26 protein-coding genes and 1 riboswitch are annotated in these 25,870 nt (G+C 51.5%); of the genes, 17 read left to right on the forward strand and 9 right to left on the reverse strand.

Annotated elements, in window-relative coordinates:
- Positions 1–109 precede the first annotated feature (109 nt).
- From OOT00_RS09045 to OOT00_RS09100, 12 genes are all read left to right on the forward strand, one after another.
- Entirely contained in the window at positions 110–616 is a 507-nt protein-coding gene (locus tag OOT00_RS09045; protein WP_265425053.1) for a CinA family protein, read from the forward strand.
- Entirely contained in the window at positions 616–1,506 is an 891-nt protein-coding gene (locus OOT00_RS09050; protein ID WP_265425054.1) for an ABC transporter ATP-binding protein, read from the forward strand. Before OOT00_RS09045 ends, OOT00_RS09050 begins: the two co-directional genes overlap by 1 nt.
- A gap of 41 nt (positions 1,507–1,547) precedes the next feature.
- Positions 1,548–2,579 carry an ABC transporter permease gene (locus tag OOT00_RS09055; RefSeq protein ID WP_265425055.1) on the forward strand — a complete coding sequence of 344 codons (1,032 nt, stop codon included), beginning with the start codon at positions 1,548–1,550 and terminating at the stop codon, positions 2,577–2,579.
- A gap of 62 nt (positions 2,580–2,641) precedes the next feature.
- Positions 2,642–4,747: a response regulator gene (locus tag OOT00_RS09060; protein WP_265425056.1), complete on the forward strand. Its 2,106-nt coding sequence runs from the start codon at positions 2,642–2,644 to the stop codon at positions 4,745–4,747.
- Positions 4,748–4,855: 108 nt separating this feature from the next.
- Complete coding sequence (locus OOT00_RS09065) at positions 4,856–5,269, forward strand: iron-sulfur cluster assembly scaffold protein (protein WP_265425057.1); 414 nt, start codon at positions 4,856–4,858, stop codon at positions 5,267–5,269.
- 319 nt (positions 5,270–5,588) lie between these two features.
- Entirely contained in the window at positions 5,589–6,242 is a 654-nt protein-coding gene (locus OOT00_RS09070) for a TetR/AcrR family transcriptional regulator (RefSeq protein WP_265425058.1), read from the forward strand.
- An 87-nt stretch (positions 6,243–6,329) separates the two neighbouring features.
- Positions 6,330–6,513, forward strand: a riboswitch (cobalamin riboswitch).
- A 291-nt stretch (positions 6,514–6,804) separates the two neighbouring features.
- Positions 6,805–7,659 (forward strand): ABC transporter substrate-binding protein, encoded by an 855-nt coding sequence (locus OOT00_RS09075; protein ID WP_265425059.1) that lies wholly within the window; start codon positions 6,805–6,807, stop codon positions 7,657–7,659.
- Positions 7,647–8,435 carry an ABC transporter ATP-binding protein gene (locus OOT00_RS09080; RefSeq protein WP_265425060.1) on the forward strand — a complete coding sequence of 263 codons (789 nt, stop codon included), beginning with the start codon at positions 7,647–7,649 and terminating at the stop codon, positions 8,433–8,435. The genes OOT00_RS09075 and OOT00_RS09080 overlap by 13 nt, the downstream gene beginning before the upstream one ends.
- Complete coding sequence (locus OOT00_RS09085; protein ID WP_265425061.1) at positions 8,432–9,424, forward strand: FecCD family ABC transporter permease; 993 nt, start codon at positions 8,432–8,434, stop codon at positions 9,422–9,424. The genes OOT00_RS09080 and OOT00_RS09085 overlap by 4 nt, the downstream gene beginning before the upstream one ends.
- A 46-nt stretch (positions 9,425–9,470) precedes the next feature.
- A complete protein-coding gene (locus tag OOT00_RS09090) occupies positions 9,471–10,250 on the forward strand; it encodes a DUF4465 domain-containing protein (RefSeq protein WP_265425062.1) in 780 nt (259 codons plus the stop codon).
- A 1-nt stretch (position 10,251) separates the two neighbouring features.
- Entirely contained in the window at positions 10,252–12,195 is a 1,944-nt protein-coding gene (locus OOT00_RS09095; protein WP_265425063.1) for a TonB-dependent receptor, read from the forward strand.
- A 65-nt stretch (positions 12,196–12,260) separates the two neighbouring features.
- Positions 12,261–13,058: a hypothetical protein gene (locus OOT00_RS09100; RefSeq protein WP_265425064.1), complete on the forward strand. Its 798-nt coding sequence runs from the start codon at positions 12,261–12,263 to the stop codon at positions 13,056–13,058.
- A 163-nt stretch (positions 13,059–13,221) separates the two neighbouring features.
- Here the strand turns inward: OOT00_RS09100 and OOT00_RS16225 are convergent, their stop codons facing one another.
- Positions 13,222–13,848 carry a peroxiredoxin-like family protein gene (locus tag OOT00_RS16225; RefSeq protein WP_272502270.1) on the reverse strand — a complete coding sequence of 209 codons (627 nt, stop codon included), beginning with the start codon at positions 13,846–13,848 and terminating at the stop codon, positions 13,222–13,224.
- Between the two features lie 177 nt (positions 13,849–14,025).
- Between OOT00_RS16225 and OOT00_RS09115 the strand changes: the two genes are divergently transcribed.
- Positions 14,026–14,907: an RNA polymerase sigma factor gene (locus tag OOT00_RS09115; protein ID WP_265425067.1), complete on the forward strand. Its 882-nt coding sequence runs from the start codon at positions 14,026–14,028 to the stop codon at positions 14,905–14,907.
- A gap of 138 nt (positions 14,908–15,045) precedes the next feature.
- Here the strand turns inward: OOT00_RS09115 and OOT00_RS09120 are convergent, their stop codons facing one another.
- The 6 genes from OOT00_RS09120 to OOT00_RS09145 form a co-directional block, all read right to left on the reverse strand.
- Positions 15,046–16,767 carry a methyl-accepting chemotaxis protein gene (locus OOT00_RS09120; protein WP_265425068.1) on the reverse strand — a complete coding sequence of 574 codons (1,722 nt, stop codon included), beginning with the start codon at positions 16,765–16,767 and terminating at the stop codon, positions 15,046–15,048.
- A gap of 357 nt (positions 16,768–17,124) precedes the next feature.
- Complete coding sequence (locus OOT00_RS09125; RefSeq protein WP_265425069.1) at positions 17,125–17,877, reverse strand: MlaA family lipoprotein; 753 nt, start codon at positions 17,875–17,877, stop codon at positions 17,125–17,127.
- 32 nt (positions 17,878–17,909) lie between these two features.
- Complete coding sequence (locus OOT00_RS09130; protein WP_265425070.1) at positions 17,910–18,596, reverse strand: MlaC/ttg2D family ABC transporter substrate-binding protein; 687 nt, start codon at positions 18,594–18,596, stop codon at positions 17,910–17,912.
- A 22-nt stretch (positions 18,597–18,618) separates the two neighbouring features.
- Positions 18,619–19,065: an outer membrane lipid asymmetry maintenance protein MlaD gene (gene mlaD, locus OOT00_RS09135; protein ID WP_265425071.1), complete on the reverse strand. Its 447-nt coding sequence runs from the start codon at positions 19,063–19,065 to the stop codon at positions 18,619–18,621.
- An 82-nt stretch (positions 19,066–19,147) separates the two neighbouring features.
- On the reverse strand, positions 19,148–19,903 hold the full coding sequence (locus OOT00_RS09140; RefSeq protein ID WP_265425072.1) for an ABC transporter ATP-binding protein: 756 nt from the start codon (positions 19,901–19,903) through the stop codon (positions 19,148–19,150).
- Between the two features lie 6 nt (positions 19,904–19,909).
- Positions 19,910–20,719: an MlaE family ABC transporter permease gene (locus tag OOT00_RS09145; protein ID WP_265425073.1), complete on the reverse strand. Its 810-nt coding sequence runs from the start codon at positions 20,717–20,719 to the stop codon at positions 19,910–19,912.
- Positions 20,720–21,111: 392 nt separating this feature from the next.
- Between OOT00_RS09145 and rnhA the strand changes: the two genes are divergently transcribed.
- On the forward strand, positions 21,112–21,831 hold the full coding sequence (rnhA, locus tag OOT00_RS09150; RefSeq protein ID WP_265425074.1) for a ribonuclease HI: 720 nt from the start codon (positions 21,112–21,114) through the stop codon (positions 21,829–21,831).
- A 73-nt stretch (positions 21,832–21,904) separates the two neighbouring features.
- Here the strand turns inward: rnhA and OOT00_RS09155 are convergent, their stop codons facing one another.
- On the reverse strand, positions 21,905–23,158 hold the full coding sequence (locus OOT00_RS09155; protein WP_265425075.1) for an AAA family ATPase: 1,254 nt from the start codon (positions 23,156–23,158) through the stop codon (positions 21,905–21,907).
- A gap of 283 nt (positions 23,159–23,441) precedes the next feature.
- Positions 23,442–24,632, reverse strand: a complete 1,191-nt coding sequence (locus OOT00_RS09160; RefSeq protein WP_265425076.1) for an exo-beta-N-acetylmuramidase NamZ family protein — start codon at positions 24,630–24,632, stop codon at positions 23,442–23,444.
- Between the two features lie 144 nt (positions 24,633–24,776).
- Between OOT00_RS09160 and OOT00_RS09165 the strand changes: the two genes are divergently transcribed.
- From OOT00_RS09165 to OOT00_RS09175, 3 genes are read left to right on the forward strand one after another with little or no spacing between them, the layout of a single operon-like run.
- Entirely contained in the window at positions 24,777–25,187 is a 411-nt protein-coding gene (locus OOT00_RS09165) for a response regulator (protein ID WP_265425077.1), read from the forward strand.
- Positions 25,188–25,195: 8 nt separating this feature from the next.
- Entirely contained in the window at positions 25,196–25,474 is a 279-nt protein-coding gene (locus OOT00_RS09170) for an STAS domain-containing protein (protein WP_265425078.1), read from the forward strand.
- Positions 25,475–25,489: 15 nt separating this feature from the next.
- Positions 25,490–25,870: a response regulator gene (locus OOT00_RS09175; RefSeq protein WP_265425079.1), complete on the forward strand. Its 381-nt coding sequence runs from the start codon at positions 25,490–25,492 to the stop codon at positions 25,868–25,870.

Consider the following 25,870-nt stretch of genomic DNA (forward strand, 5'->3'; position numbering starts at 1 on the left):
GGATGATGTTGTTCCTTATTTACCCGTTTTGCCGGATACCCCCAGTGCCACTGTCAGCCGGAAATCATGGGGGCCAGAGTCATGGGTAAAGAGGATAAATGGAAAAAGGATGATGATGAATGAACGGCTGGACCCTGATGACTACGCAAAAGAGATTTCCTGTCTTCTGAGGAGGAGAGGCCGGACTCTGGCCCTCGCAGAAAGCTGCACAGGCGGCCTCATGGCCAGCCTGTTTACCTCCTATCCGGGAAGTTCTGATTTTTTCAAGCTTTCGGCGGTAACCTACGCCAATGATGCCAAGCAAAGGATACTGGGCGTACGTTCCGAAACGCTTGTCCGGGAAGGCGCTGTCAGTGAGGCCGTAGCCGCAGAAATGGCAGCAGGAGCCCGTGGAGCAGGTGTGGCGGATTTGGGTCTCGCCACAACGGGTATTGCCGGTCCGGGAGGGGGAAGCAGCGAAAAACCAGTGGGTATGGTCTGTATTGGACTTGCCGATCACAACAGAACGCTTTCCTGGACATTCGTGCGAAATGAAGGAGAGCGGAGATCCAATCAGCGTGTTTTTGCCGCTTTGGCATTGAAACAGCTGTATCATTATCTCCTGGAGGAAAACTGATGGATACTCCGGTTCTTGAGATCCGGGATCTTGTAAAGAATTTTGGTAAGGTGGAAGCGGTAAGGGGCATCAGTTTTGCCATTCGTCCTGGCATCTGTTTCGGTCTTCTGGGGCCCAATGGTGCCGGTAAAACGACTACCATTGAAGTAATAGAAGGGATTCTTTCCCCCACATCCGGCGAAATTCTGTACAAGGGAAAACCCAGGGGCAGGGCATTCCGGGAAGAGGTGGGCATACAGCTGCAGAGCACCGAGCTGCTGCTTCTCCAGACGGTTCGTGAAACCCTTGAGGTTTTTCGCAGACTGTACCGCCGGAGGGCCCCGCTGGAAGAACTGATTCAGACCTGTCAGCTGCAGGATATTCTGGATAAGGACAATGCCCGCATATCCGGAGGACAGAAACAGCGCCTTCTGCTGGCCATGGCCCTTGCCAATGATCCGGATCTGATTTTTCTGGATGAGCCCACCACAGGGCTGGATCCCCAGGCGAGGCGTCATCTCTGGGATATTGTAGGACGAATCAAGAGATCGGGTAAAACCCTGGTACTGACCACCCATTATATGGATGAGGCAGAAATTCTCTGCGATGAAATTGCCATCGTGGATGCCGGCCGCATCATCGCCATGGGCAGGCCCGCTGATATGCTGGCTGCCCATGGCGATGGAACGGTGATGACCCTTGGCCCCGGAGCCCTTGACGGTTGCTTGCCGGATCATTTCCCGTGGACACTGCGTCAGGGTGAGGGCGGAGTCGCTATCCATACCCGTGAACCGGGAGAAACGCTGAAAACTCTGGTATCTCTCGGTGCGGATCTCAACCGGCTTTCTGTCCGGGCTTTTAACCTTGAGGATCTTTTTATAGAGCTGACCGGCCGGGAACTGAGGCCCTGACCCATTCAGTCTTTTTTTGTCGCGTTCTCACAGGAAATCATATGATTCGACGGATTTTTATTATTGCAAGAGCCCGTATTCGAGAATTCTACAGGGATAAAACCAGCCTTGGATGGAATTTTCTTTTTCCTCTGCTGATTATTGCCTCTTTCAGCGTGTTTTTTTCGGCGGATACCCGGAATTTTGCCAGGGTTGGGATTGTGGATCTGCCTGCTGACTCCGCCATTGAAGAGAGCCTTGAACGCTTTCAGAAAAGTCGGCATCTGCATCTTCTTGTTTTTGACAGTCTGGAGAAGGGCAGGCATGCCCTGGAAAGACAGCGTGTTGATTTTTTGCTGAATCCGGCGGATGGCCGGTATTGGGTGGCGGAGGGGGCACCCGGAGGATATGTGGCGGAGCGTTTTCTTATGGCTGCGGAACACCCGGATCCGATATATTTTTTACGGACTCCCGTAGCCGGCGGAAGCCTACCCTATGTAGAATGGCTTTTTCCGGGCATCATCGGCATGAATATCATGTTCGGTTCCCTTTTCGGGGTGGGGTATGCTATTGTGCGGTATCGGAAAAACGGCGTATTAAAACGTTTGAGTGTAACCCCGCTGCGTCCATGGGAGTTTCTGACAGGGCAGGTTGTTTCCAGAATTTTTCTGTTGCTGGTCAGTACCGGTATTGTTCTGGCGATTTGCAGTCTTCTCTTTGGATTTAGGGTAAAAGGGTCCATTTTTGCGCTTTTTATGATCTTTGCCATGGGTAGTTTTGCTCTGGTCAGTCTTTCGGTGATTATTGCATCCCGGACGGAAAGTGAGGAGTTTGCCGAAGGTGTTCTGAATCTCATGGCATGGCCCATGATGTTTTTTTCAGAGGTCTGGTTTTCTCTGGAAGGTGCGGATGAATGGGTGCGGCAGGTGGCATTTTTTCTGCCCCTTACTCATGTCATAACGGCGGCACGTCAGATTATGAACGAGGGGGCCGGTATTCCGGATGTGTATCACCATATGCTGGCCCTTGCAGGGCTTTCCCTGATATTTATGGTTGTGGGAGCCGGTCTTTTCCGGTGGCATCGGGAAAAATAAGAAAAACATCGGGTTTATGCCCGTTTTAGCTGCGGAAGATACTGCCGGAAAGGATAGTCTGAATGAAGGGGAAGTCTTTGCAGGAAGATCCCTGCCTTTTTCAGCCGGAGTGTATGACCGGGGCCTCCGGAGAGGAAAGGGCGAAAGAACGTCTGCTGCCTCCATGGAAGGTTCTTGTGGCCGATGATGACCCGGAAGTGCACCGGCTGACCCGTCTTGTTCTGGCTGATGTGATGTACGAGGGAAGAAGGCTGCAGCTTCTGGAGGCCTCTTCCGCACTCCAGACACTGGAACTTTTGGAGCTCCATAAAGATATGGCCGTATTGGTGCTGGATGTGGTGATGGAAAGTGACACCGCAGGCCTGGACATTGTTCCCATGATTCGGGAGAAAAAAAAGAATGCCTGCCTGCAGATTATTCTGCGGACAGGCCAGCCGGGCATGGCCCCTGAGTCTCTGGTGGTTTCCGACTACGGTATCAATGACTACCAGTGTAAAAGTGAACTGACTTCCCAGCGTTTTGTGAGCTCAGTCATCATGGCTCTGCGGGCATACAGAGACTGTCATGCCCTCCATGATCTGAATACCAGACTGAAGTGCGCACTTCAGGAGAATCTGCGTATCCGCCAGCAGCTTCAGTCTGCCAATGAGGGCCTTGAATGCAAGGTGGCGGAACGAACGGCCGATTTGGAAAAACTGAACCGGGATTTACAGGATGCCATGGAAGCTGCCCGGGAGCTGGCTTGTCGCGCGGAACAGGCCAGCCGGGCTAAAACCATTTTTCTGGCCAATATGAGTCATGAAATCCGGACGCCCATGAATGGTATTCTGGGTATGGCAGATCTCTTGAGAGAAGGTGGGCTTGACCGGGAACAGAAAGAAATGCTGGATGTGATCCGTGGCAGTGGCAGTCATCTTCTCGGAATGATTGATGACCTTCTGGATTATACCACCCTTGAATCCGGAGACCTCCGGCTGGATGCACGTCCTTTTGATCCGGAACGACTTATGGAGTCTGTGCTGGATCTGTTTGCGGAAGCTGCCACTGAAAAAAAAATACGTCTGAAATATATGCCCTGCCCAAAGCTTCCCGCACTCCTTGTGGGAGATGAGGATCGGGTCCGCCAGATGCTGATTCATATCATAGGCAATGGGGTGAAGTTTACGGACAAAGGAGACGTTGTGCTGACGGTGGGAGGCAGGCAGACTTCTGCGGATACCTTTGTTCTGGAACTCTGTATTGCCGATACGGGCAAGGGTATTGCAGAAGAAGATAAAGATCATATCTTTACTCCCTTTTTTCAGGCTGACAGCCGGACCGTAAGACGGCATGGCGGTACGGGCCTTGGCCTTGCCATCTGCAGAAAGCTTGTAACACGTATGAGGGGTGAGATATCTGTTGAAAACAGCCCGGATGGAGGAAGCCGGTTTTTCATAGAAATTCCCTTTGCCATTGCGGCACCTCCTCCGCCCTTTCCCGTGGAGCTCCGGGAAGTGTTTGCAGAAAAAAAACTGGGCATTTGTACAGAAGACAGAAAGGAAGGGCTTCTGCTTGCCAGGTGGATCCGGGATGGGGGTGGCATGCCGGTTTTCCCCGGAGAGAGGGCCATGCATCCTCTTTTGTGGATAATGGACAAGAATCTTGCTCCGCCCACAGGAGCACCGGTTGTGTGGCTTGGTGGCTCCGGTATTCAGGTGCCTTCCTTGCAGAGGCCTTTATTCCGTTCCCGCTTTTTTTCTTTTTTTAAGGAGTTGATGAATCCTGTTGCGGAGCAGAAAATGTCTGTGGAGAAGGCGATACGACGGATTCTTGTGGTGGAAGATCAGGCTGTTAATCGCATGGTTGTGGCAAGAATCCTTGAGCACAAAGGCTTTTGTGTTGAGCTGGCGGAGGATGCTGAAGAGGCTCTCGCAAAGCTGACGCTCAGTCCCTATGATGCTGTTCTTATGGATATGAGAATGCCGGGAATGGATGGGCTGGAAGCAACCAGATCCATTCGTGGGGGGGCTGCCGGCGAGAGAAACCGGAGTGTACCCGTGATTGCCCTGACAGCCAATGCCGCTGTTGAGGACAGAAAGGATTGTCTGGCCGCTGGAATGAATGATTATTTGGCAAAGCCTGTGAAACCCCATACTCTCCTCGGTACCTTGCGCCGCTGGCTTGGCTGATGCGGAACCGGTTCTGAGAAAAAAATTTAAAAAAAGATCGCTGTTTTTTAAAAAAACTGGAAAGAAAATATTCGTTCCTGTATATTGCATAAGTTTGGAGGCTTTGGGATGGAAGAAAAAAATTTCTGGCAGTCACATTCAGAGCATTATCTTGAAATGGCCTTTGATACCCAGAGGCAGGAGAGAATCAGCCATCCGGATGGATATGGCAAAAGGACAGGTGATTGCGGAGATACCATTGAGTTCTTTCTGACCCTTGAAGAGGGGTGTCTTCGTTTTGTATCCTATCAGGTTGATGGCTGCATGAATACCAATGCCTGCGCAGCAACCATTTCCTGCATGGCAGAAGGCAAGGATCTGGATATGGCCTGGCAGATTCTTCCGGAAACGGTGATCCGTTATCTGGAAACCTTACCCGAACATGAGCTCCACTGCGCTGAGCTTGCGGCAGGTGCTTTTTATATGGCCCTTGCCGATGCAGAGAAGAAAGCAAAGGCCGGGAAAACAGCAAAAACGCCATGAACTGCCTTGCTTTAGGGAAAAGTGATGGTGATTTTTGGGATTCCGGAGTGGTCTGAAAAGACTGTTGATTTGTTTTTTGTGTCAGGTGTTATGGAATCCTCACTTTAGTTAATTCCTGTGGGTAACTTTTTACCTCCCTGAAATGGGAACAACGAAACTGTTCCCGGTCTGCTCAGTTCAGTCTCTTATGGTTTCCAGTCCGACAGGCCTGACAAGGCTCCGGGCTTACTTTTTCAGTTCAGTGCATCAGACATGCTGCTGTGATGGCGGCTCCTATGGTTGATCTGCAGGAATGCGGGTTATGAGGAGGTTAAAGGGAATGTCGGATCGGTCCACATTCATGAAGTTAAGGGAAGACGAGCGTGAAGTTCGGAAAAGTCTGATTATAAATGCAGCCATGAAGCTTTTTGAGGAAAAATCTTTCCACGATATCGGTATGCGGGATATCGCATCGGAAGCAGGCGTTTCGGCAGCATCTATCTATCGTTATTTTCCAAGCAGAGATGATCTTTTTGTGGAAGCCCTGATTCAGGACATCAATTCCATAGAAGGACTTCTGGAGCAGCGCTTGTCCAATGGCGGTACCATTGAAGATCTGGCCGTTGCTGTTGTGGATTATCTCATTGATAATGAAGCAACGTTTCAGATGATGTGTCATTTTATGATCCGGGGTGAGGTGAATACACGGGCCTTGAAAAAATTCAATGCCGTGCAGCGTTACTTTTTGAAAATGTTTGATGAGATGGTAAAAAGGGCAGGAGGAGCAGAGAATATCCGTTTTTTCTCCCATGCATTTTTTGCCTCCCTTGCGGGGGTTGTCATGACTTTCCGGAATTATCCCGGCAGGAACCCGGATGAAAGACGCCGGTATATGCATAAGCTGGCTCTTCTCATCATGAGGGAAGGCAACAGCCTGGATGAAGATATTTTTGAAAAGGATCTTGCCGATATCCGTAAAGCCAGACAATCCTGACCGTTTTTTTGTTATCCATGGACAGGGAAAAAAGGGCACCTCTGGGTGTCCTTTTTTTATGCCTTGTGTTTTAAGGGCTTCCGTGTAAAAAAGCTTTTTATTCAGGGTGTGCTTGGCACTTGATAGGGAATCCCGTGCAAATCGGGAACGGGCCCACCGCTGTAACCGGGGATGTTGTTTCAACGATGCCACTGTCTGCAAAAGAGACGGGAAGGCTGGAACAGCAGATGATCCGGAAAGTCAGAAGACCTGCCCTGAATGGTGTACCCCGGCCTCTTGCGGATCAGAGGGCGGAAAGAAAAAGGATGTTCTGCAAACAATGTACTCTGTGCCGGTACTGGCTGATCAGGCCTGTTCTCTGGGTCTCGAGGAGTCGTTGTGGCATGGCTGCTGTGGGGCGGTGGCCCCTGCTGTGCTATGCTTTCTCGTGCTCTGAAAAAGCTTTTGCAGAATCCCGTGGATTTTCCAATACCCCTTCTTTCCTCCCACCTCCGCAAGACCTGTGTATCCTTATTTTTAAAATTCTGAACGGTTGCTTTTTTCCGGTGTGAAAGCAGGATATATGAAAAAAATATGCATGGTTGCCGTGCTGGCTCTGATGGCTTTTGCCGAAATGGGTTCTGCCGGTAGTCAGAGAATTCTGCCCATGGCTCCCAGTCTTGTGGAAGCAGTGTTCGCTCTGGGTGCCGGAGAGCGTGTGGCAGGTATCCCTGAGTATACCTCATGGCCGCCTGAGGCACTGGATCTGCCCTCTGTGGGAGGCTATTTCAATCCCAATCTGGAGCGCATTGCCGTATTGAAGCCGGATCTGGTGATTCTGCAGGGACAGCATGAAAAAGTGGACAGATACTGCCGCAGGCATGGCATTCCCCTGCTTCATGTGGCCATGGAAGACAGGACTTCTATCCGGGAGGGGCTTCATATTCTGGGGCATGCTCTGGGACAGGATGCGGAAGCCCGGATGCTGACCGATGCCATGGAGGCGGAACTGGAAAGGCTGGGCAGAAAATTTTACAGAAGTAAGCCCCCTGCCGTGCTTCTGGTCGTGGGCAGAACACCGGGAACCCTTTCCGGTATCATGACGGCGGGCAGGGATTCCTTTCTTACGGAGCTGACGGAGCTGGCTGGCGGAAGGAATATATTTGATGATCAGTCCCAGCGTTATCCCACCGTTTCCAAGGAAGCGATTCTTGTCCGCCAGCCGGATATTATTCTTGAGTTCATGCCGGGAGACAGGGAACGGGAGGGAAACGGTCTGGTCCATGAGTGGCAGGCCATGGCATCCGTTCCTGCAGTACGTAAAGGCCGGATTCGGGTTCTTACGGATAACCGTCTTCTCATGCCCGGTCCCCGTATTGCCGAGGCCGCTGCCATTCTGGGTGAGACCATCGCAGAGATGATGCCATGGGAGGACTGAAGGCAACGGGACTCTTTTTTGACCGTGGTGGTGATTTTTCTCTGGGACCCCTGGATATAACGGTCCCTCAGAGAGGGCTATGCTCCGTCATCGGGCCCAACGGCGGTGGGAAATCCACTCTGCTGAAACTGCTTGCCGGAGTGCTGCGTCCGGCAAGAGGTACGGTGCTGCTGGAAGGTCGTTTTCTAAGTGATCTGTCACGCAGGGATACGGCCGCCCGGATCGGCTATCTGCCCCAGGAGGTGGGTGCCCTTTATGATTTCTCTGTGGAGGCGATGGTAGCCATGGGAATGTTTGCTCTGGATGGAGGACGCAGACACAGACCCTCAGGGTGTGGGCCTGCTACCTGCGCCATGGAAAAAACCCGTGTCATCCATCTGAAAAACCGGTCTTTCTCCTCCCTATCCGGAGGAGAAAAGCAACGGGTGCTGCTGGCTTCCGTATGGAGTCGTGATCCGGCGTATCTGCTTCTGGATGAGCCCACAAGCGGGCTCGATCCCCATCATGGTGTGACGGTTTTCCGGATGCTGCAAGAGGCAACACGTCATCATTGTGGAGCTCTGGTGGTCAGCCATGATATCAATCTTGCCGCCGCTTTTTCCGACTCCATGATTTTTATGGATCAGGGCCGTATTCTGGCAGAGGGCCTGCCCGATGAAGTACTGGATTCCGAGGCAGTGAGAGAGGCCTATGGTGGATCCATGGGTGTCTGGCCCCATCCCGATGGGAAAAAAGGTCGGGTGCTGCTGCCGGAGCGGGGGAGCCTGTCTGCATGAAAGAGCCAAGCCGCTGGCATGCATGGGCCTACGGAGGTATGGCTCTGGTTGCCCTTTTGATCCTGCCCTTTTTCGGTGCGGAAAGTATTCCCCTTCATACCCTTGGAAGTGTTTTTTCTTCTGCAGAGGATATGCATGCGGAAATTCTTCTGCATCACCGTATGCCCCGGGTGCTGCTGGCCTTTATCTGCGGCATGGGCCTTGCCGCCTGCGGTGCGGCCCTGCAGGTCATGCTGGAAAACCCCCTGGCAGAGCCCTTTGTGCTGGGCATTGCCGGATGCGCTGCGGTGGGTGCCTCCATGGCCCTTTCCTTTCCCGCCTGGCTCATCTGGTGGGGCCCCTTTTCTTCGGTGCAGCTCCTGTCCTTTGCCGGCTCCATGGTTGCGGTGGGTTTTTCACTGAAAATGGCAGCCCGCTTCGGGCAGGCATCGGAAACGGTGATTCTTGCCGGTGTCACCATTAATATTCTCTGCGGTGCACTGATGCTTTTGATCCGCTATGCAGTGGATCCTTCCCGTCTGGTGGTCATGGATCGCTGGCTCATGGGAGGTCTTGATGTGGTAGGCTGGGAAAATATTCTTGCCCTGCTGCCCTTTTTTCTTGCGGGCTCCCTCCTTCTTTTTCCACTGGGTGCACCTCTGAATCTCATGGCCGTGGATCCAGAGCTGGCCCGGGCCCATGGAGTGGCCGTGGGCAGGGTCCGTTTTTCCGTTTGTCTGGCAACGGGCCTTCTGGTGGGGGCGGCGGTGGCCGTTTCCGGCCCCATTGGTTTTGTGGGCCTGATTGTACCTCAGGCTGTGCGGAGTCTGTCCGGCCCGGACATGCGCAGGGGACTCTTTTTTTCTGCTTTGGCAGGAGGATCCTTTCTGGCCTTTTGTGACATGCTGGCAAGAACCCTTGTGGCACCTACGGAAATGCCCGTGGGAATCGTAACCGCTGTGATCGGTGGTCCTGTTTTTTTGCGGATGCTCTGGAAGCGTTCCCCCTGAGGGAACATGGGTAATGATAATAATGATGTCGGAAAGGAAACTGACAATGGTACGAAGACAATCCTGGATGAAGGCTGTGGTTCTGGCTTTTGTGGTGGTGTTCACTCCCCTTTACCTCTGGGCCCAGACCTTTGTTCCGGCCACTTTTGACGATGTGGACCGGGCGAAATTTACGAATGGCTACTGGAACGGCAGTGATGGGAGTGGAGAAATCCGCTCCGGAACCATTCTGTTCAAGAATACCTACATTTCGGCCTGGGACTTTTGGAGTGGCTTTGCCCTTTCCACAAAAAAGGATACTCAGACAAGGGGGTGGCTCAACCAGTACAGTGCCATAACCGGAGAAGGCATTGATGGTTCCAGCACCTATGCTGTGGGGTATTATTCTTCTTTTGCCGGTGAAACGGAGCTGATTCTGGACTCACCCCAGCGTCTTTCCGGTCTGTATGTAACCAATACCACCTATGCTTACTGGTCCATGAAAGAGGGGGATCAGTTTGCTAAAAAATTTGCGGAAGGAGACTGGTTTAAACTGACCATAACAGGCCGTAATGCCAATGGAGATTCCACGGGTAAGAAAGATGTGTATCTGGCGGACTTTCGCAACGGTGCGGCCAGTCCCCCTATTCTTGATTCCTGGAAATGGGTGGATCTGTCTTCTCTGGGAGAAGTGAAGCGGCTGACCTTTTCCATGAAATCTAGTGATAATAGTGCTGATGGCATGAACACTCCCGCCTATTTTGCTCTGGATAATGTGGGCGGTCCCCGCATTATGGAAGCAGAAGATTCGGACAGCAGCTGTTTTATCCAGACTCTGGGCTGGTAAGATGAAAGGATGTCTGCTTTTTGTTGTGTCCGCCGCTTTGATTTTTGCCTGCCCTGTTTTTGCAGAAGCCCCCGCAGCTTTGCAGCTGGAAACCCTTGTGGTGACGGCGGGACGGGAGGATAAGGATGCGGAAAAACTGGCCCGGCCCGTGCGGGTGCTGGAGAAAGAAGACTTCAATCGCATACCCGGAGCCGGGTTGGTGGAGGTACTGGCACGGGAGGCGGGTCTTGTTCCCAGAGAAGGCGTGGGGAAATCCGGAGGGCTGGACATCCGGGGCATGGGAGATACTTTTTCCAGTAATGTGCTGGTGCTGGTGGACGATGTCCCTATGAATGCCAGGGATCTTTCCGGTGTGGATTTTTCTACCATAGCTCTGGAAGATGTGGAACGCATTGAAATAATCCGTGGCAGCGGTGCCGTACACTGGGGCAGCGGGGCCGTGGGGGGGGTAATCCGCATTATCACGAAAAAACCGTCGGAGCTTTCCGCCACCCTTTCCACGGAAACGGGCAGCTTCGGTCACAGAAAAAATCGCATCCAGACCTCCGGCAGTAGCGGAAAGTCAGCCTTTCGTCTGTATGGCGGACACCGGGAAACGAACGGATACCGGGAAAACAGTGCTTTTGATGCAAAGGATGCGGGGCTGGATTTGCAGTATAATCAGAAAGGCCCTTTTTCCTTTGGTCTGTCCGGCCATGTGTACGCAGACAGCTATGGTCTTCCCGGACCGGTGACTCAGGGCAGGTCCCGCAAAAGCGCATCCACGCCCTATGACGGTGGAGAAACCTTTGAAAAACGATTTACGGCACGGGCGGAAGGAAACTTTGATGCCATGGGAACCCTGAAGCTGCAGAGAAGCCTGCGCTACAGGGATCAAAAAATGGACATGACGGGCAGGCAGGTGGCAGACAGTGAAAGCGGCCCTCCGGTGGATACGGGGGTTACGGAAAAAACGGCCCGCATGGATTATCACTTGCCCCTTGAGCGTAATGGCCTTCACCACAGCCTGCATTTCGGTCTGGATCATCTGGAAAGCCATTATGTGCGTACGGATCCCGATGCCAATCTGGCCCGACGCTACAATGGAAGAATTGTGGAGTATGGTGTGTTTTCGGCTGCCGATCTGGGTCTGACGGAGTCTCTGCGTCTGTCTCTGGGAGGACGTCACCATGTTATGGATGCGGATTACCGTTATGACCGGATGAGTCCGGAAGGATGGCGGCAACACAGCTTGCGGAGTGAAACATGGGAAAAACAGGCCTGGGATGCGGGACTTGTCTATGAGATGAGGCCATGGTTGCATGTGTATACTTCTTTTGCCACCAGTTTCCGGGGGCCCAATGTGGATGAACTGGCTCAGGCTTCCGCGGACTTGAAACCTCAGGAAAGCCGTCACCTTGAGCTGGGTTTCCGTTCGTCTTTTCCGGGCTGGTATCGTCTGGAAGCGGGGCTGTTTTCCATGGAGGCTGATGATGAAATTTATTACGACAGTCTTCGGCAGGAAAACCGCAATTATGAAGAGAAAACCCGGAGGCGTGGTCTGGAAACGGCCCTGACGCTCTATCCGGCTCCTGCATGGAGCCTGCGGCTGGACATGACATGGATGCAGGCCCGTTTTGAAAAAAATGACAAGGTGATTCCCCTTGTGCCGGAGCGCCATGCAGGATGGCAGATTTCATGGGAACCCGTGGAAGTGGTGGGGCTCTATCTGGCTGGTCGCTGGTTTGACAGTCGCTATGACGGCAATGATTTTGCTAACCGGGAAAAGAAACTGGATGCCTTTCATGTGTGGGATATGCGGGCCCGTCTGCACAGCTCACCCCTGGATCTTTTTGTGGAAGTTCACAATATTTTCAATGAAGCCTATGCCATGGCAGCCTATTCCGGTGCGTCCTATCCCATGCCGGGAAGATACCTGAAAGCCGGGGTGACCTTTTGTTTCTGACATGGAACGTATTGGCCAAAGGGGTCAGGCCCCTATGGGAAATATGCCAAAGGAGTCTGATTCCTTTGGGTGTTTTGGGTATTATTCTGCTTTTGCCCTTTGTATGTCTTGGGGGTGAAGGTCCCTATGCTCCGGAGGCGGGAAGGCCGGACTCTACAGCCATTCCCATGGACCATGAAAAAATTACAGGCTGGGCTACGGGATGGAGTGAATATGTACCCGGTACGGGTGTGGAAGATCCATGGAGGAATCCGGAAAGAGCCCTTGGCAGGGCCAGCGGCATCACAACGGATGTGGTTTCCCTTGGAATGGGTGGCAGCCTTACACTGACCTTTGATTTTCCTCTGGAGAACAGAGAAGGCTATGACTTTGCGGTGTTTGGCAACAGCTTCAGCGATACCTTTCTGGAGCTTGCCTTTGTGGAGGTTTCCACGGATGGGCATATCTTTGTACGTTTTCCCACCCATTCTCTGACCCAAAATAGGGTGCATGCCTTTGGGCATGTGAATCCCACCCAAATTGATGGTTTTGCGGGAAAGTACAGGGCTGGTTACGGAACGCCCTTTGATCTGGATCAGCTTGAAAAAGAAGATGCAGTGATACAAGGTCTGGTGGACCTCAGCCGTATTCTATATGTACGGCTTGAGGATGTGGTGGGGGACGGAAGCCGGACGGACAGCCATGGCAACCCGGTGTATGCGCCCTATCCGACTCAGATTTCAGCAGGATTTGATCTGGATGGTGTGGCCGTACTGTCCGGTGTGATACTGGCGCCTTCCGGCCGGGAAGATGCCGCTCCTCTGGTGAACGCTGGCATAGGGGATGACAGCGGGTGCTTTATTGGGCAGGTGGCTGCTTTTTGACCATGGGTCGGTATCTCAAATGATTCAGCGGAATCCTTGTATCCTTTGATCTCCGGCCAGTCATGGAGCAAAAAGGTGATAGATCTTTTTCCGGAAACAGACAGCTGATTCAAGAAAGCTGAAAAAACATGAAAAAAGGAGCTGCCTGTGCCGGAAAATGAGCCTAAGGCTGGGAGGCTGCCCGTAAAACCGCATGGAGGTCTGCCTGATCCCCTGCCATGCCGTTGACGTGTTCAAACAGAAGGCTGTTTCCGGGACCGATTACAAAAAGCCCCCCCTGCTGCCAGAGATCTCCGGCACTGCGGCCTTGCCGGAATCCTTCTTTCATGGCTTTCAACCCACGCATCAGGGGAGAAGGCCCCAGAGTCTTCCAGAAGCTGCGTTTCAGATCAAAGGACCGGTATGCCCCCAGTGCCGGATCCAGATACATTTCCCCACGATATGAAAATGTTTCCATGAAGTGCCGGGCATCCTCCGGGGTTCCGCTGCCGATGCTGACCAGTGCCACTCCCGTGCTGTCCAGATCCTCCTTGATTTCCATCAGGGCAGCCACCTGCTGCCGCGCAAAGAGTCAGCCATAGTGACGGAGGAATACCAGAACCACTTTCCTGTCCTGCCATAAAGAGTCCAGCGCTACAGCCTTCCCGTTGAGATCAAAGACAGAAATTGCTGAGACATCAGGAGATGGTTTTCTTTGCATGTTTTCCTCTTTCATACGATGATTGCGGTCTGTGCAGCCTGCCATTCCTATTATTCCAATGCACACAATCCATAGAACGTTATTTTTCATAACAGCTTTCCTTTTCATGCCGGGATATTGCAATGTTTTTTCTGCTTCCTCCTGTCTGATACCGCTGGAAAATCGATCTGTGACAAAAAAAAATTTTTGTCACAGATCAGCATTTTTTTTGTATCAGCAATGAGGAGAACCTGTTGCGGGCAGACGAAAATAAAAGGAGTGCGAGCAGTGAAAAATCCATTTAAAGAGATCAGCAACAGCCCGGAGCCGGATCTGCTGCTGGTGCAGTCCTGTCTGCATGGGGATGGTAAAGCCCTTGAAAGACTCGTTTTACGCCATCAGGCATGGATTTATAATATTGCTTTTAAAATGGTGATGGACCATGAAGATGCAAAGGATATTACTCAAGAGATTCTCATCCGGATGGTGACCCACCTTGGCAGGTATGAACCGGCAAAGGCAGCTTTTCGTACCTGGCTTTATCGTGTGGCTGTAAACCACGTGCTGAACATGAAAAAAAAGAGATTTGAAGTGCGTATCCATGATTTTGATACCTATGTGGGGATCATTGAAGCAATACCCGACGACAGGTCCCATTCCCATCCGGAAACAGCTCTGCTGGCAGAAGAACTGAAAACCGGATGCATGATGGGCATGATCCTCTGTCTGAAACGCCCGGAGAGGCTGGTTTTTCTCCTCGGTGGTGTATTTGGAGTACGGGACAGGCTGGGTGCAGAGCTGATGGAGATTTCCCCTGAAGCCTTTCGTAAAAAACTTTCCAGAGGAAGGCAGAAGGTGAGCCGCCATATGCAGGGTGTCTGCGGTCATGTGGACGCATCCAATCCATGCCGCTGCACGCACAAGGTGAAGCTTTTGTCTGATTTGGGAATGCTGGATCCGGAACATCTGCACTTCCACAGACCCGGGGGAGTACGGGTGAGGGATCTTATGGGAGAGCGTGTGCTGCGTTTTGAGAAGTCCTATTATGATCCGTTTCTGGCCCGGTTTCGGGATCAGCCCTTTTATGATTCTCCTGATATGGCTTTTTGGTTGAACGATATTCTGCAAAAAGATGATTTTTTACATCTGTTCCATCTGAAGGCCTGGTGAGAGAGATGGAATTGGGGCAGGCGTTGCTGAAACAGTCTTTTTACATGGCATACCTGAAGGAGTGACTTTCCGTGCGGCATTCTGCATTAATAGGTGAACGGGGGAATCAGCGGACTTTTTCCCCCGTGGAATCATTTTTTAGAGTCGGAAACGTTTGACCAGTGTTTCCAGTGTTTCTGCCATCTCGGCCACTTCCTCCGCATGGGTGCTGACGGCATCGCCCGTTGCCGTGATATCGGCCGTTGCACTGCGAACGGAATCAATGTCACCGTATATGTCTCCTACCAGCGCATGGAGGGAGGTCATGTTTTCATTGACTTCCTGAATGCCCTTGGAGGCCTGAAGCACGTTACCGGAAATTTCCCTTGTGGCAACGGATTGTTCCTCAACGGCCGTAGCAATGGCGTTGACGATATCATCGATGGCAGAGATGTCTTCTGTCACATGCCCCACATCCTCTCCTACCTCCAGTGAAAGGGTCAGGGCATGATTGATGATGCTGCGGATATTTTCCGTAGCCTTGGCTGTCTGAGTGGCCAGGTCCTTGATTTCCGAGGCCACAACGGCAAAGCCCTTGCCCGCTTCTCCTGCCCTTGCCGCTTCTATGGTGGCGTTCAGGGCCAGCAGATTGGTCTGTGCAGAAATTTCAGAAATGGTTTCCGTTACCTGGCCTACCTCCCGTGAAATATCTCCGAGTTCCTTTGCCTTACGGGACGTCTCCTGCACCCTTTGTACGGTATTTCCGGTGGTCTGACGGGCTTTTTCCGCATTTTTAGCAATTTCATCGATGGTGGCTGTCATTTCTTCCGTTGCCGCTGCAACCATGGATGTGTTGGTTGATGTTTGTTCCATGGCGGAGGCAATGCCTGCCATATTGTTTTTCATGGTAGCGGCTGCATCCGTAAGGGCTTCCGTACCGGAGGCTGCGGTACGGACCCCGTCGGCAAGACTCAGGGATTCATGGTGCATGGAGCCGGAGGCATTGCGGAGGCGTTCCGCATTATCCCGGATACGGGATATGATCCCATGGATCTGTTCGATAAAACGGTTGATCCACCGGGCCATCTCACCGGTTTCATCCTTGCGTTCTTCAGGCATTCGTCGGGTGAGATCGCCTTCTCCGGATGCAAGGTCTTTAAGAAGTCCGGATGTCCGTTGCAGGGAAGAAACCACATCCCTTGTTGTGAAGCCTGCAATGGCAAAGAAGACGAGAGCAAAAAGTCCTGCAATGCTGGCAACGGCAAAGAGATGGTTCCGGACCTGCTGGCCGATGCTCCCGCTGATCCTTGCCTGTTCCGCAGCAATGTTATCAATATAGACACCGGTGCCAATCCACATATTTGTGCCGGGAATGGGAGCGGAATAGGCTAATTTGGGTTGATTGCCAAAGCCGGGTTTGTCAAAAATATATTCTACAAAATCCCCACCCTTTGATGCGGCATCCCTCAGGGCTCTTACATAGTACACCCCATCCGCATCCTGAGCACCGCCCAGATCTTTTCCCACAAGATCGGGGCGGGTGGGCAGAGCCACATTGGTGGTCCCCTCATAAATAAAATAATAACCTGATTCATCTTCTTCAAAGCGGATATCCTGAATCATGGCTCGGAAAAGCCGGATGCGTTCTTCGGGGCTTTTTATTTCTCCGGCAACGGTTCCAAGGGACAGGGCCATGGAATGGGTGGCAACATAAATTTTGGCCTTCTGATCCCTGAACATGACCTGCCCGGTTTCAAGGATTCCCATATCCCTTGCCGTATAGGCCGTTTGAAAGGTTGCCCAGAACATGCCTGCCAGCATGCAGCTTGCAAGTATAAGAATGGTAGCCATGCGTTGGCGTATGGTAATCTTTTGCAGCATAACGGATTTCCTTATGAAAGGGGGGAGGAGTTTTCCCCGTGTCGGATAGAAAAACAGGCCATAGGTCTGGTTTGATGGAAAGGTCTGAAGACTTGTGGCAGCCTGTGTATGGGGGGTTATATAAAAAAGCTTCCCTATCGGCTGGGGATAAGGAAGGCCATTTGCTTTTTCAGAAAGTGGCTTCTGAAAATAAAATTTTTATATATTTTAGAGTATTGAGGAGGATTTGTAAAGATGGAAGTCCTTTGCCTGCCGGATGGCATAGCATTCTTGGCCATAAAACACAGCCATTTCTCAGAACAGGTGAGAAAATCGTTTTGATGCATGAACCCCACAGGATCAATTGGATGGCTGGTCCTATTCGGAAACCGCCTTCATACGCATCTGGATATATCCGTTTTTTATGGCTGTATAGGGATCAAGGGAGGCATCTTTGATGGCTTCATAATCTCCTATGCGAAAGGAAGTGGCGTTGACTGCCTCCGTTGCCTTGATTCCAGCCCAGGCCCGTGCGTCACCACTGGTATAGGTGGTCGGCTGGAGAAAGAAATCACCCACGAGTCCCACACCATCCCTCGCGGTGGTGGGACCAAGAACAGGAAGCACCAGATAGAATCCGTTGCCAATTCCCCAGTGTCCGAGGGTCTGCCCAAAATCCTCCGAAGGGACCTGAAGGGATGGCAGTTGCCGGGAAGCATCAATGAGACCGCCGATGCCCCATATGGTGTTGACAAAAAATTTACCCGTTTCTGCCGTTGCCGCTTTACCTTTCCCCTGAAGGAGCTGGTTCACCACCCGGACAGGTGCCGCCAGATTACGGAAGGCATTCCGGATACCCGTCCGGACAGGGGAGGGTGTTACCTTCTGCCATCCTGTGGCGGTGGGTTTGAGTACCCAGAAGTAGAGTCGGTCATTAACAATGAATATTCCCCGGTTGAGTCTTTCCAGAGGATCGGCAATGTCAGCACCGGGTGCGGATGCATATTCTGCCTCTATTTCAGAAAAAAAGGCATCATCATCTTCATCCCAGTAACTTTCCGCAGAAGCCGGAACCGCCAATGCAAAAAAAACGATAAAAAAAATGACAGGGTATGCACGAAAAAGACGCATGGATTTCCTTGTTCTGGAAGAGAAATAGCCGTTTATAAAAGTTTGAGCATATCTTCTTCGGCATCCGGATCCAGAGGCTTGCCTTCTTTACGTCTCTGTATGCGGTCTTTTTCCAGTTTCGTAATGCGTCCCTGCATCTGCTGGATGAGTTCTGCCGGTTCCCTGCGGAACAGATATTCCTCAAACTGACTGCGATAGTTCTGCACAAGGCTGATTCCTTCTATCTGCACGTCATAAATCCGCCACTCATTCTGGATGTGGCGCAGCCGGTATATCACAGGAACTTCCGAGTTACTGAGCAGTACCCTGGTGCGGACTTCCGAGCGGCCCTCACTGATAATGGACTCTTCATCATACACAACCTGCTCGTTGCGGAAATTTTCCTGCACTTTGCTGATATAGGTATTGGCCAGAAGTTTTGCAAAAAGATCCGCAAATTCCTTTTGCTGCTCTGGTGTGAAACGCCGCCAGTTACGGCCTGTTGCCAGCATGGAGATAGTCCTGAAATCAAAGATATCCTGAACATGTTCAAATAGTTCCTGGTGCTGTTTTTCAGCAAGATCGGGGTCTGGATCTTTGTATCTGGGATCTTTTAAAAGAGAAATGGCTGCGTCAATGCGGGTTTGTATGGTTTTCATGGGCCCCATTCCCGCAGAGGCTGCCATGGGCAGGAGGAACACAGCAAGCAGCCAAACAATAAGACAACGATGGACTGACATGGCAGTCTCCTTTTATTGTAAACTAAATTCCACCGAATACGTATTTTGCAATCATGTCTTCAATATCAAGGGGGGATTCGGTTTCAAAGAGGGTGTCGCCTTCGCTCAGGAGAATATCGGATCCGCCAGGAGACAGACGTATGTATTTGTCACCGATGAGGCCGGAGGTTTTTACGGATGCTATGGTGTCTTCTGAAACGGGGATGTTTTTTTGAATTTTCAGGTGCAGTACGGCCACGAGCCGGTCTGGATCCAGTAAAATCCGGCTGACGCTGCCAACCTGTACACCAGCGATCTCCACTCTGGCTCCGTTGGTCAGACCGGCAACGGAAGCAAAACGGGCTTCTATGGTGTAATAATTACTGCCGATCAGCTCCATTTTGCCTAGCCTGACGGTTAGGTAGGCTGTGCAGAGAATCCCTGCTATGACAAAAAGGCCGATGGTGGTTTCAATGGTGATTTTTTTCATAAAAGACTCCGTTGGGGTCCAGGGCATCAGGCTGATATCAGGTGGCAGCCTGACGGAAAACGTTGGCAGTCCTGAATTGATTTCAGTCGATAAAGGTTGAATGAACTTCGCCGCGGATGAACTGGCTGACCACGGGGGTGGAGCAGGCTTCAATGGTTTGGGATGAACCGGAAAAAACCACCTTTCCTCCGTCAATCATTACAATCTCCTGTGCAATGTGAAAAATATCGGGGATTTCATGGCTGACCACAAGAGCGGTGAATCCCAGCGTTTTCTGATAATGGGAAATCATGGCATGAACAGCATTTTTCCGGATAGGATCCAGCCCTGTGGTTGGTTCATCAAAAAGTACCAGTTCTGGATCGGTGACCAGTGCCCTGGCCATGGCCACCCGTTTCATCATTCCACCTGAAATCTGGGAGGGGTACAGTTTGCCGACATTTCCGAGATCAAGCTGCTCAAGGCGTGTATGAACTTTTTTAGAAATTGCCGCGGTAGAAAGACGGGTGCCTTCTTGCAGGGGAAGGGCGATGTTCTCAAAGACAGTCATGGAATCAAACAGTGCACAGCCCTGAAACATATAGCTCATACGGCTGCGGAAATCCCGCGTTTCCTTGCGGTTCATTTTCAGTATGGGCTGGCCCCGGTAAAGGATTTCTCCCCGGTCAGGTTCCAGCAGGCCGATAATGTGTTTGAGCAGAACGCTTTTACCTTCCCCGCTTTTACCGATGATGGCCGTGGTCCTGCCCTCTGTTATGGTAAGAGAAATACCGCAGAGAACTGGATTACGGCCGAAGTATTTATGGACATTATCAAGTTGGATCAGGGGCGTTTCCATAGTGTCTCACAAAAGAAAGGAGGTGAGGATGTAATCGGTAATAAGAATCAGCACCGAACTTTGGACAACGGCAGATGTGGTGGAAAGCCCAACGCTTTTCGATCCGAATGCGTTTTTACGGCGATGGGTAAAGTACCCCTGATAACAGCAGACCGTTGCCACCACTATGGCAAAAACAATGGATTTTACAATGCCTCCAGTTACATCCTGAAGAAGAATGCTGGATTCCACACGGGCAAAGTAAATGCCGGGATTGATTCCCAGCAGCTTGGATCCTGTTAGATAGCCACCGATAATTCCCACCACATTGAAGATGGATGTCAGCAGGGGGATGCTGATGAGTGCTGCCGCAAGCCTGGGGCTGAATAAAAAACGTACAGGCTGAATATTCATGGTTTTTAAAGCATCAATCTGTTCCGAAATACGAAGGATGCCAATTTCTGCTGTCATGGCGGATCCGGCCCGGGCCGTTACCATGATGGCGGTCAGAACAGGACCCAGTTCCCGTATGAGAGTGAGGGCGACAGCTGAACCCAGATACCCTTCGGAACCAAATTTAATGAGGGTGTAGTAACCCTGAAGTCCGAGAACCATGCCAGTGAACAAAGCTGTGAGAAAAATAACGAGAATGGATTTAACACCGATGAAGTAAACCTGCTGCAGAATTTTTTTTATCTGAATGGGCCATGAAAAAATGTGGACGAACCCTGCACAAAAAAAGAGGGTAAAATGGCCTGCGAGCTGGATTCGTTCCAGCACAATGGCCCCGAAAGTATGCAGAATACCGGATGTCTCTGGTGTGATTTCCTGATTCATGGAATTTTGGATCCTTGGAAAATGTAAAGGAAGCTACACCCCTAAGTGTTGATGTATGGTATAGGGGAAAATCTGCCCGGGTGTCAAGAAAAGCCGCCTTTGCATTCTACTGGTATTTTTCATGAGATGCCAAGGCTGGAGGGTAAAACTGACACCCCGTGTCTGATGGGGGCAGGAGCGGCAGGCTGTCCATGGCTGTTTTTGAGGAAGGCCTGATGGCAGACTTTTTGTCCGGAAATGGCAGGCGGCGGCCTTCTGGCCGCCTATCAATTGTAGGCGGGATGGGTGGGTGGGATTCTGTTGGCAGGTAAGAAGAAAAATATCATATTGTAGTTTATATTGAAACATTTAGTTTTTATGACTCTGTCGTTTTCGTTCAGAAAGGAAATGGTTTGGCTTCCAGAAAAAAATACTATGCGGTTTTACGGGGCAGAAAGCCCGGAGTGTATACGGAGTGGTCGGGTTCAGGCGGAGCCCAGGAGCAGGTGATGGGTTTTCCTGGAGCCCGCTACAAAGGTTTTGAAAGCATAGAGGATGCCAGGTTGTTTATGAATGGCAAGGCAGAACCCCTGAAGAAATCTTCCGCCTCAGGAAGTGTCCGTAATTTTCATGGAGGAGGGGACATGACGGTGGATTTCGATGCATGGCCTGTGCGTGTTTATAGCGATGGAGGTGCCATCGGTAACCCCGGACCCGGGGGGTATGGTACTGTTGTGATACGAAAGGATGGAAGCAGAGAGGAATACAGTCAGGGGTTTTTACTAACTACGAATAATCGTATGGAGCTTCTCGGGGCCATTGTGGGACTGGAGGCTGTACGGGATGAGGAAGTAGCCGTGCTGGTAACATCGGACTCGCGGTATCTGGTCCATGGAATTGAAAAAGGCTGGGCAAAGGGCTGGCGTGCCAGAGGATGGAAGAAGTCTGATGGCAGCCCGGCCTTGAATCCGGATCTGTGGGCCAGGCTGCTTTCTTTGCTGGATGGCAGAAAGGTACAGTTTCAATGGGTGAAAGGCCATAGCGGTCATGAGGAAAATGAACGCTGTGATGCCCTTGCCCAGGCAGCCGCAAGGGGGGATGCCCATATTCCAGACCAGGGCTACAAAGGCTGAAACCATGGGCTGTTAACAGAAAAAGCCCGCTCTCCCAGGGAGGTAGCAGGCTTTCAGGGTATGCGGTGTATTTTCAGGCAGCGGTTTTTTTCACAAAGCCCATAACTGGTCTGGCTGGTTTTCCAGGCCGGTTTTCCAGGGATTGACCTATGTCATCCATGATGGTCTGCAGGGTGATTTGTTTTTTTACGCTGTCAAGGCTGACAAAGTGGCCGGCCGCAAGGGAGTCAAGAAGAGAACCCGTTTCAGCCCGGGCCGTTTCCATGGCAAGTTTTTTTCTGGCAAGGTAATCTTTGCAGAAACGGCTGATGAATGCCCCTTTTTCCATGGGAATGCGATCGGCAAGCTGAAGGGCATTTTCCATGGAAATGTCATCAAGGATGTTGTATTTTTTGATAAAAAACTGCCACATGCCCGCTTTTTCATGGCGCCCCGGAACCGGTATACGAACCGGAGCCAGCCTGCCGTCCCGAATGAGGGTGTCATCAAAGGTTTCGGGATCCGCATTGGTGGTAATGCTGAAAACAAGATCCGGATAGTTGGCGATATATTTTTTCAGTACATCCACAGCTTCCTGATAGTAGTCCGCTCCGGAGCTGTTGTGACTGGCCGTATTCATGACGAGTGATGTCGCCTCGTCCAGAAAAACAAAAGCAGGTTTACCATCTTTGCTACTGGTTTCTACAATGGCGGCAATGGCGGCATCCAGGTTGTGCGCAAGGGAACCTATGTACTTTTCGCTCAAGGCAGCCACATTGAGTTCCGCTGAGTGGGCACCGGCCTTCTGGTAAACATCCGCAATGGCTTTCTGCAGGGCGGTTTTGCCTGTTCCGCCTTCCCCGTAAAGAATGACACCGCTGCTCAGCGGGGGTTCGTTGCGGAGGACCTCGGGTATGCTGGTGCGTATGAGAACTTCGTTGAGTATGGTCGGTTCCATGAAAATTTCAAAAAGAGGTGCAAGAATGTCTCCATATGGGACCGGGTTCCTGCTGACAGTGTGGGTGGCATAACTTGTACTGGTTTTTTTCTGAACAAAGAGTTCTTCATCCAGGCAGATAAAATCAGAATGCCGTTCCAGGTTATGGGATCTGGCTGCAAAGGGTGTGAAGATATCGCTTGTATCCACGTCATAGGCGGTGGGGTGATCTCCCGTTTTCCGGATAAGGGGCGTAAGGTTTCCTGCGTATCGTTTGGAAATCTTGCCATTCAGGTGCAGCCAGATACGGTCCTGTTCATCCCTGAAAATAGCGCCTGCCTGTCCGTATCCTTCTTCTCCTATGGTCATGTGGCGTATGGTTTTGTGTTGTTTGAAGGCTTCCAGCATCATAGTACCCCCTTTCATAAACGCCGCTGGGGATCTTCCCCGTCTGTCTTTTCGGGCGTCTGATGCTATCATCGGCAGAAAGGAAGCACGGGTTTAAAAAAAATGTAATGATCTGGAAAAGATCATGGGTATTGATCCGCAGGAAAAAATACGGGCGGCAGGTAGCCTGGGTGGGGCAAAAAGCAGGGCTGGGTCCTTCGGAACCTTCCCATGGCTAAAGCCAGGGGCCTTACGGCGACAGTCGGTAAAAAAAAGGCAGGCTGTACGGCAGCCTGCCTCAGGATGATCAGGCCGACCAGGTATCTTTGGGACCATAAAGGAGAAAGTCCTTTGTCCGGCTGCGATAATCTGCAAGATCTTTTTGCCATGTCTGCCGGAGTTCGTTCGCACTGACACCGTTTTGAAGAGACTCCCGTATCTTGCTGCTGCCAAGGATCATGTCCATTGGAAGTTTTTCATATTCGTATTCATAGGGAGGCTCTTTCAAGGCAAAGGATGATGGGTGCTGTTCCATCACCGCCTGCAGCAGACAGAGGCTCTGGTAACAGGGGGAATAGCTTGCGGGTTCGTTGATATGAATCTGAAACCCGTGGCAGGGTTCGCCTGCATATTTTCCTGAAGTTGGCTCAAAGACAAGGGGGCGCAGTATGGATCCGGCAAGTGCGTCCTCGGGAAGCCTGCGGAGGATGGCATGGGTATTCAGCCATGGAGCGCCAAAGAATTCAAAGGGTTTGGTTGTACCGCGCCCTTCCGAGAGATTGGTCCCTTCCCAGAGGACCTGTCCGGGGTAAACAAGGGCGGTCTCCGGAGAAGGCATATTGGGGGAGGGTAGTATCCAGGGGAGTCCCGTTTCCCTGAAACCCATGTCCCGCCGCCATCCTGTCATGGGAATCACGGCAAGATCGGCATGAATCTGATGGACCGTATTGATCATGAGGGCGTATTCACCGATGGTGAGGCCATGGCGCATGGGTATGGGATAGAGTCCCACGAAGGAAGCCTGTTCCGGTTCCAGCAGGGGCCCCTCTGCCTTTATGCCGCCGATGGGGTTGGGCCTGTCCAGCACCACGATGGGAATGCCCGCTTTCCGGGTAGCTTCCATGCACAGGGCAAGGGTATGGATAAAGGTGTATACCCGTGTTCCCACGTCCTGAATATCCACAAGCAATATGTCGATATGGCCGAGCATTTCGGGTGTGGGGATTCGGGTCTCTCCGTAAAGACTGAAAACGGGTATGCCCAGAATGGGATCTTCCATGTGGGCCGACTCAATCATGTTATCCTGCTTTTCCGCAAAAAAACCGTGCTGAGGAGAAAAAAGGGCTGTTAGCTGCCCGGGAAATCGTTTTTGGATATGGTCTCTTGTGTGGATGCAGTCCGGCCCCGTGGATGCAGGATTGGCCAGAAGCCCCAGCTTCCTGCCCGATAAAAAAGCAGGAGGATTTTTCAGAATATTATCAAGTCCCGTGCCTGTCATGTGCTCTCCGGATCGAAAGGGGTGGATAAGGATTATGTCTTTGCCTTGCTAGCTGATTGTGCTACAAAACAGGGTAACTTGCAAACCCAGCCCGGACGAGCCGGGAACTACCCTTCCTCATTATGATGCTGTCAGGTGCCCCCCATGACTCCTTGTGTGTTTTTTGTGGATGATGAGCCCCGTATTCTCCAGAGTCTTCGCAGGCTTTTCCGTAACGAGGGCTATACCCTTCATACGTTTGACAGCCCCCTTGAAGCCCTTGAGCTTGTACCTGATCTGCGTCCTGCCGTTGTGGTGGTGGATCAGCGCATGCCCCGGATGACCGGGCTGGAATTGCTTGAGGAAATAAGAAAAATCTCACCGGCAACCGTTCGTATCATGCTGACAGCCTACTCGGATGTGGACGTGGTGGTGGGGGGATTGAATTCCTGGACGGTGAACGTTTTTTTGAAAAAGCCCTGGGATGATGAAGAGCTGCGTACGGAAGTGCGCAATGCCATCCGTTATCACTGTCATCTCACCGAAGGGGGCAGCGAAGCCTGTCGAGGTGTGTAGGAGAAGCCATGAATCCATCCGTGGTTCATCAACTGACCGGTCATGCAACAATCTATGATGTAAAGAGGCTGCGGTCCGAGATGATTGATCTCATGGATAAAAAGACGGGGATTACACTGGATTGCAGTGAAATAGTCCGATGCGATACGGCCTTTTTGCAACTGGTCCTTTCCCTTGCGCAGGCCTGCAAAAAACAGAATATATTTTTTTCGATCATTCCAGGGGCTGCGGTGACGGAGGCAGGACGCAGGGCTGGCATGGATTTTTCCGATATCCTACAGATCTGACGGGATTCTACTGGAATGGATAAAAGGGTTCTTGTGGTCGATGACGCTCCCAGCATTCGGATGCTGGTGCGTTTTTCCCTTACAAAGGCCGGTTATCTTGTGGATGAAGCCTGCGATGGTAAAGAAGCCCTTGAAAAGCTGGTGTCGGGTCTCCATCCTGATTTGGTACTTACGGATTTTCATATGCCCCGCATGGATGGTCTGGAGCTGATTCGGGAAATTCGTGCACAGGGAAACAGCCGTTTTGTTCCTGTTGTCCTTTTTACCAGCCCTCAGGAACCTGAAAAAAGACGGGAAGCCCGTGAGGCTGGTGCTTCCGCCTGGATAGAAAAGCCCTTCAAACCCGATGCCCTTCAGCGTCTGATCCGCCGATTCATCGGCTCTCCCGGAGTCTGA

The sequence above is a fragment of the Desulfobotulus pelophilus genome (genome assembly GCF_026155325.1).
Lineage (GTDB): Bacteria > Desulfobacterota > Desulfobacteria > Desulfobacterales > ASO4-4 > Desulfobotulus > Desulfobotulus pelophilus.

Bases quoted from the DNA above. Each gene is read 5' to 3' on its own strand.
- OOT00_RS09145 (WP_265425073.1), bottom strand. From the start codon at position 20,719: ATGAATCAGGAAATCACACCAGAGACATCCGGTATTCTGCATACTTTC.
- OOT00_RS09045 (WP_265425053.1), top strand. From the start codon at position 110: ATGATGATGAATGAACGGCTGGACCCTGATGACTACGCAAAAGAGATT.
- OOT00_RS09170 (WP_265425078.1), top strand. From the start codon at position 25,196: ATGAATCCATCCGTGGTTCATCAACTGACCGGTCATGCAACAATCTAT.
- OOT00_RS09050 (WP_265425054.1), top strand. From the start codon at position 616: ATGGATACTCCGGTTCTTGAGATCCGGGATCTTGTAAAGAATTTTGGT.
- OOT00_RS09160 (WP_265425076.1), bottom strand. From the start codon at position 24,632: ATGACAGGCACGGGACTTGATAATATTCTGAAAAATCCTCCTGCTTTT.
- OOT00_RS09175 (WP_265425079.1), top strand. From the start codon at position 25,490: ATGGATAAAAGGGTTCTTGTGGTCGATGACGCTCCCAGCATTCGGATG.
- OOT00_RS09155 (WP_265425075.1), bottom strand. From the start codon at position 23,158: ATGATGCTGGAAGCCTTCAAACAACACAAAACCATACGCCACATGACC.
- mlaD (WP_265425071.1), bottom strand. From the start codon at position 19,065: ATGAAAAAAATCACCATTGAAACCACCATCGGCCTTTTTGTCATAGCA.
- OOT00_RS09095 (WP_265425063.1), top strand. From the start codon at position 10,252: ATGAAAGGATGTCTGCTTTTTGTTGTGTCCGCCGCTTTGATTTTTGCC.
- OOT00_RS09120 (WP_265425068.1), bottom strand. From the start codon at position 16,767: ATGCTGCAAAAGATTACCATACGCCAACGCATGGCTACCATTCTTATA.
- OOT00_RS09165 (WP_265425077.1), top strand. From the start codon at position 24,777: ATGACTCCTTGTGTGTTTTTTGTGGATGATGAGCCCCGTATTCTCCAG.
- OOT00_RS09130 (WP_265425070.1), bottom strand. From the start codon at position 18,596: ATGTCAGTCCATCGTTGTCTTATTGTTTGGCTGCTTGCTGTGTTCCTC.
- OOT00_RS09075 (WP_265425059.1), top strand. From the start codon at position 6,805: ATGAAAAAAATATGCATGGTTGCCGTGCTGGCTCTGATGGCTTTTGCC.
- OOT00_RS09085 (WP_265425061.1), top strand. From the start codon at position 8,432: ATGAAAGAGCCAAGCCGCTGGCATGCATGGGCCTACGGAGGTATGGCT.
- OOT00_RS09055 (WP_265425055.1), top strand. From the start codon at position 1,548: ATGATTCGACGGATTTTTATTATTGCAAGAGCCCGTATTCGAGAATTC.
- OOT00_RS09065 (WP_265425057.1), top strand. From the start codon at position 4,856: ATGGAAGAAAAAAATTTCTGGCAGTCACATTCAGAGCATTATCTTGAA.
- OOT00_RS09125 (WP_265425069.1), bottom strand. From the start codon at position 17,877: ATGCGTCTTTTTCGTGCATACCCTGTCATTTTTTTTATCGTTTTTTTT.
- OOT00_RS09070 (WP_265425058.1), top strand. From the start codon at position 5,589: ATGTCGGATCGGTCCACATTCATGAAGTTAAGGGAAGACGAGCGTGAA.
- OOT00_RS09140 (WP_265425072.1), bottom strand. From the start codon at position 19,903: ATGGAAACGCCCCTGATCCAACTTGATAATGTCCATAAATACTTCGGC.
- OOT00_RS09060 (WP_265425056.1), top strand. From the start codon at position 2,642: ATGAAGGGGAAGTCTTTGCAGGAAGATCCCTGCCTTTTTCAGCCGGAG.
- OOT00_RS09090 (WP_265425062.1), top strand. From the start codon at position 9,471: ATGGTACGAAGACAATCCTGGATGAAGGCTGTGGTTCTGGCTTTTGTG.
- OOT00_RS09080 (WP_265425060.1), top strand. From the start codon at position 7,647: ATGGGAGGACTGAAGGCAACGGGACTCTTTTTTGACCGTGGTGGTGAT.